General features: G+C 26.5%; 5 protein-coding genes. 4 read left to right on the forward strand and 1 reads right to left on the reverse strand.

Going from position 1 to position 6,262, the window contains the following annotated elements:
- Positions 1-217: 217 nt before the first annotated feature.
- Entirely contained in the window at positions 218-1,609 is a 1,392-nt protein-coding gene (locus tag GBG18_RS14390) for a HipA domain-containing protein (protein WP_152192196.1), read from the reverse strand.
- A gap of 149 nt (positions 1,610-1,758) precedes the next feature.
- Here GBG18_RS14390 and GBG18_RS14395 point away from each other — a divergent pair, with 149 nt between their 5' ends.
- The 4 genes from GBG18_RS14395 to GBG18_RS14410 form a co-directional block, all read left to right on the forward strand.
- On the forward strand, positions 1,759-2,634 hold the full coding sequence (locus GBG18_RS14395; RefSeq protein WP_152192197.1) for a hypothetical protein: 876 nt from the start codon (positions 1,759-1,761) through the stop codon (positions 2,632-2,634).
- A 955-nt stretch (positions 2,635-3,589) separates the two neighbouring features.
- Positions 3,590-4,891: an AAA family ATPase gene (locus GBG18_RS14400; protein ID WP_152192199.1), complete on the forward strand. Its 1,302-nt coding sequence runs from the start codon at positions 3,590-3,592 to the stop codon at positions 4,889-4,891.
- A complete protein-coding gene (locus GBG18_RS14405) occupies positions 4,875-5,579 on the forward strand; it encodes an RloB family protein (RefSeq protein WP_152192201.1) in 705 nt (234 codons plus the stop codon). Before GBG18_RS14400 ends, GBG18_RS14405 begins: the two co-directional genes overlap by 17 nt.
- 347 nt (positions 5,580-5,926) lie before the next feature.
- Positions 5,927-6,262: nucleotidyltransferase family protein (locus tag GBG18_RS14410; protein ID WP_226898713.1), on the forward strand; the 336-nt coding region annotated here is incomplete at its 3' end.

A 6,262-nucleotide genomic window follows, 5' to 3' on the forward strand; every position in this document is an offset into this window, starting at 1 on the left:
AAGGTTAGTTCTTTCACAGTCTCTCTTATATTTGGAACAAGAATCACTCATATTAGTTTTCCGTGTTCCACAAAGTGTTCAAAAAGTAAAAACTTAAAAGTTCCATAAACGTTAAGGGATTATGGAACAAATATATAGACCTTTTAAATCAGATTTACCACTCCTTTAGAGTTTAATATTTTATCGATCTGACACAAAATTTTAAACACTACCGGATCTATTCAAATAATTTTTGAGCTGTAGTTTTTTCTTCATCTTTAATTTCAACTCCTAAATATTTTTTTATATCTTTTTCTTTCTTTTGTAAATATTTTAATAGAGTAACTTCTAATGTTTCAGGTCCACCATATCCATTAAGTTTATAAAAGGGTAGTGCTTTAATTTCTACTGGTAAACTATTAATATATACTTTTTTAAAATCATTTAGAAACTTAAGAGAAAAATCATCTATAATAGAATTAGCTATAGAATTAGTAATATTCATTTTTAAAGCTACCTCCATTAAGTCATTTCTACTAAAAAACTTTTTAGGTTTTGAAGCTATATTAAGTCCAATATCCCTTGAGTCTACATTTTTACCATATATTTTTGTAGTTGCTATATCATAGAATGGAGATAGTATTAACTCCTTTTCATATAAGCTATTTGATTTATATATTAAAGATAAATTCTTTGCATGTAAATCTCCATGACCTATAATAATAGAGAAGACAAAGAACTTATAAAGAACAATAATATTTGCATTATCAATCAAATTAAATATGTTTTCTTCTAGCTCTTTAAAGTTTATTTCGTATTTGTGTTTTGATGCTTTTCCAATAATAGTTAAAAAGTCTATATGATCAAATTTTATTCCAGAACTATTGTCGTATCTTTTGATTATATAGTGATAATCAACTCCCTCTTTAATTATTGCATTATATGGAACTTCAAATCCAAAATCTCGTGCCATAGTCATAAATAAATGCTCGTTGATTAATAAATAAGGGATATAATTACTGTTATTTCCTCTTCTTATATAAGTACATCTTTGTTTATTATATGGCTTAATAAAATACATATCATTTTTATCATTTGTAATTTTAATTTCTTTATTATTATGGTCTAAGTGAACTGCAAATTTATATTGAACTCCACTAAGACCCATTGTATTGTCTTCTGCAAGTTTGTTTAATTCTTTTGGATGAAGCTTATTATTATCAATATTTGTAAACTTATAATTTTGTAATATATTAGGATAGGTATAATGACTTTGTAATACATCTTTTTTAATTGATTCATAATCTACAAGAGTATCTTCATTTAGAGTAAGTGATTCAAAATCTTGTTTATTATAGAACTCAAAACTACCATTGTTATTGTCCAAATATAACAAAATTCCAATAGTATATTTTATTTCATGCTTATGTATTATACTCTTTACTATTTCACTTTCTGGAATTAGGTTTTCGAAAATTGGGAAAAGCTCATTTAGTTCATTTTGTTTATTTTTTAACCCTAGTAAGTAACCAGAAGATTTGATATCATCTTCATAATTAAAATAAAATTTTTCATATTTTTCTTCAAGAATACCTAAAAATTTATTATTTTTGATAACATAAATCTGCATAAAATCCCCTATTTAGTTGAGTATATATACTCAACTATAACATTTTATTAATGATATGTCAAGTCTTTACTGAAAACTTGACTTTTAAACTAAATAATTGTAGTATAAAGTATATATACTTAATACATTAAGTATTAAAAGGTTGAAATGTGGGAAGAAAAGAGTTATTTAGAACCAATAAATCAGAAATTTTAAAGAGATTTAGCAGAAAACCATATTACTTTAGCACTCTAGATATTAGCAATATAAAAGACGAATTGAAAGAAGAGTCTTTAATACCAAATAGCATGAGTTATGACAGATTCTTAAATAGACTGATAGATGAGGGATTAAACACTTTTTCTCTTCATATAAAGGACATTTATAAAACAAGATATTCATTTAAAAAGAATATTGATCATGATTTATTTGCATCTATTCTTTCAGGAAAACAAACATTCCTATCTATGACAACTGCTTTAAGACTACAGGGGTTAACTGATTATAGGGATGAAGTAATATTTGTTTCTAAAGAATTGTCAGATAAAAGTGAATATATTTATAATAATACTTTAGAACAATCTGCAATTGATAAAGCTTTTATAAATGGAAGTCCTAGATATTCAAACACCATTGGAAAACTTGATGGTAAAAACTACATTTTTTTAAGCCCTAAATATTCAAGCAATTATGAAGTTATTACAAAGAAAGATGGGGTTAGAGTATCATCAATTAATAGAGCATTTGTTGAAATGATAATTAATTTACATTACTTTAAAACATATACTACAATTATTGATATATTCAAACCCTTAAAAGATAAATTAAATATTGAAAAAATATATAGGTACATTAACATGCAGAACTATATTTATCCATATTTTCAATGTGCAGGATTTTATTTAGAACAGATAGGTTTTAATAAAGATGAATTAAAGGATTTTAAGAAAAATATTTCAGATTTAAAATTTTATACGCAAAAAAGTAAATTTGAGATTGTGGGTGAAGATTATTTGTTTAATGAATATTGGAAGATGTATTATTAGTACAAATTTGACTTTAAAAATCTACATAAAAGTAAAATATCAAAAATTCATTTAACACATATAAACACATCTTTAGCTTATAAAATGACTTGTAGAGTAATATCACATTCTACAATAGAATGTGATATATGAAGATTAGAGCTTTTTTTTAATATATTGAAGAAGAAAATAATGAAAATTTTGAATTTAATATTAAATGGAAAAAGATTAATATTGGTAAATCACAAAGAAGAGAAAAATAGATTTTAATGAAAGAATGAGTCAGATGTATTAAAATTACTTGAAAAAAATATGAAGAAGCAAAGGACAGAGTATTCGTATATGTTAGCATTTACATTCAAATTAGCGCTATATATGGTAATACTTTGATAGAAGTCCAGAGAAAAGGCTTATTTGGCATACAGATAAAGGTTCACAATACGCTTCATATAGTCATAAAGATTTATTGCAAAAACATTGAATAGTTTAAAGTATGAGCAGAAAAGAAACTGTTGGGACAATGCAGCGGCATAGAGTTTCTTTAAATCATTAAAATAAGAATTAGTTTATAATATTTTTTTTATACAAAAAAACAAGCTAAAAAAAAGATATTTAAATAGATATAATTTTATTATAATAGAACAAGAAGTCATAGTTATTTAGGAAATCTATCACCTAATAATTTTGAAAAAAAAGACTTTGTGTTACAAAATGAAATGGTGGTTTAGGGATAAGTAAAAATGTGTATGAATTTTAGTTACCTCTCCAGACCTGTGTAAGACTACCTATTTAAAAGAACTACTAATTACTTAAAATATTAAAAGTATGAAAAACTTTTAAAACTTAAAAGAGTATGCACTATTCAAACTGAGAAGATCAAATAACTACATCTAAATAGAATACAAGTCTAATCTAATTGACAATTTTGCATAAATATGTTAAAATATGCCAATTAATTAATAAAAAGGCTAAAACTATGCTAATTCAATTTAAAGTTAAAAACTATCGTTCTATAAAAGAAGAGCAAATATTATCTATGGTAAAGTCAAAAGGAAAAGAGTTAGAAGAAACGAACACCTTTCCTTCTCCAGAAAAGAAAAAGCCAATTAAATTACTTAGTAGTGCAACAATTTACGGACCTAATGCATCGGGTAAGAGTAATTTATTAAAAGCTATGCAAACTATGCAAAAAATAGTTTTAAATTCTGACTCAAAGATAAAAAGAGGAACAAAGCTACCCGTTACACCATTTTTATTAGATAGTGAGACAAAAGAACAACCAACTGAATTTGAAATTATCTTTATATCTAAAAATGTAAGATATCAATATGGATTTATGCTAAACGATGAGATTATATTAGAAGAATGGCTTTATGCCTTTCCAGAAGGAGCCTCTCAAACTTGGTTTGAAAGAGAATATAATCAAGATGAAGATAAAACAGACTGGTATTTTGGTTCAAAGTTTACTGGTAATAAAAAAATATGGAGTGAGTCAACTCGTGAAAATGCACTTTTCTTATCAACAGCTATTCAATTAAACAGTGAGCAATTAGAGCCTATTTATGATTGGTTTAGTGATAATCTTCATGTATTAGAAAGTACTGCTAGACTTGACCCTGGATTTACATATAATTTATATCAAAAAGAAAAATATAAAACAAAAATTAATGATTTTTTAACTATTGCAGATTTAGATATTGAAGAATTAAATATTACAGAAGAAGATTTTGACTCATCAAAGCTTCCTTCGGATATGCCTAAAGATTTAAAAGATAAACTTTGTGAAGATATGAAAGATAAAAAACTTCTTGATGTATCTTCTGTACATAAGAATATACAAGGAGAAGATGTATATTTTGATTTTAATGAAGAATCCGATGGGACAAGAAAGTTTATAGCATTTATTGGTCCTTGGATTGATACTCTTGAAAGAGGGAATGTACTAGTTATTGATGAGCTACATGATAACTTTCATCCTTTAATGGTTAAGTTCTTGATAGAACTATTCCATAGTAAAGAAATGAATACAAATAATGCACAGCTAATTTTTACTTCACATGAAACTTCTGTAATGACACAAGAAATTTTTAGAAGAGATCAAATATGGTTTTGTGAAAAGAAAAATAAAGCAACTGAACTCTTCTCATTAATTGAGTTTAAACCGAGAAAAGGTGTAACTGACATAGAAAAAAGTTACTTTAGTGGTAGATATGGAGCATTACCTTATTTTAGTAATATAGAACGAGCAATGGGAGTTCAATATGTCGATGGGAAGTAGAAAGAAAAATGCTTCAGAAAGAAATACTAAAACCCGTTATAGTGGAGATATTGTATTGATTATTTGTGAAGGAACACAAACTGAGCCTAACTATCTAATAGAATTAAAAGACTTTCTTTATTTAGATAAAGCAGCAATTCATATTGTACCATCTGAAGGTTCTGCCCCAAACTCTGTAGTTAAGCATGCTAAGGATGCAATTAAAGGGGCTTGTAATAAAGGAAACCCATATAGTAAGGTTTATTGTGTAATTGATAAAGACCAACATCCAACTTATGCATCAGCATTACAAGCTATTAAAGATTTTAATGAAAGTACTCGTAAGAAATGTGACACTATTATTTGTCCAATAACTTCAGTACCATGTTTTGAATACTGGATTTTAATGCATTATTCCCGAAGTACTCAAAGTTTTGGTACTTCAGGACATAGTCCTTGTGGGCAGCTAATACGTACTGCATTAAGAACTCATATTGAAGGATATGAAAAAGCTGATAGATCATTGGCAAAAAAATTAATAGCTGAAAAATTAGAAGATGCAAGACAAAATAGTGCAGCAACATATAAAGCAGCACAAAGTGCAGGAACAGATGATCCTTCTACAAAAATGCATTTATTAGTAGATGAATTAGAACATTTAAAAGAGCATAAACATTTCCAAGAAGATAGAAAAGGATGCCCTCAATAATTGAACAACTATAGGATATATTGCAAAATTAATCTATTAGAAAATGGGGATTCTTCCCACATATAACTTAGAAAAGGAGTAGAACAGAAAGAATAGCAAGTTGATTATTTTAAACATTGAAGAATATTGTTTTAAGCGTATAACCTGACGCCAATCAGGTTATTTATTACGCTTTTATATAAATTAAGTGTTACCAAAATTGGATGTATTAGTACAATTAATCTATAGAAGTTTCAAAGAAAGTATAGTTTCTTGTACATTAAATTAAAATAAACTAGATCATAAATCTATCTTTATATTGAATATATCCTTTTTTGTAACACCAACATATAAAAAAGGAAAATTATATGAGTAAACCTCACACAAATACTTTACCTATGAAAATAGTTAAAGAGCTTACGAAAGGGTTAGATATTTCTGACTCAATGTATAACGATGCAGAGACTAAGTATTTTGCAGTTGCAAAATACTTAGGAGAGTCATCAAACCCTCTATTACGGGATGCAATTATCTATCCTCAAGGTTCTATGAAGTTAGGTACTGTTGTAAAACCACATAAAAAAGAAGAGTTTGATCTTGATTTAGTAATACATTTACCTAATGTTAATTCAAGTTATAATTCTGATTTGATTCATAAATTAATTGGTGATAGGTTAAAAGAAAAAAAATCACCATATAAAGAC

Source organism: Poseidonibacter ostreae (assembly GCF_009208075.1).
Classification (GTDB): Bacteria; Campylobacterota; Campylobacteria; order Campylobacterales; family Arcobacteraceae; genus Poseidonibacter; species Poseidonibacter ostreae.

Coding starts and splice junctions, on each gene's coding strand:
- GBG18_RS14390 (WP_152192196.1), bottom strand. CDS start 1,609: ATGCAGATTTATGTTATCAAAAATAATAAATTTTTAGGTATTCTTGAA.
- GBG18_RS14400 (WP_152192199.1), top strand. CDS start 3,590: ATGCTAATTCAATTTAAAGTTAAAAACTATCGTTCTATAAAAGAAGAG.
- GBG18_RS14405 (WP_152192201.1), top strand. CDS start 4,875: ATGTCGATGGGAAGTAGAAAGAAAAATGCTTCAGAAAGAAATACTAAA.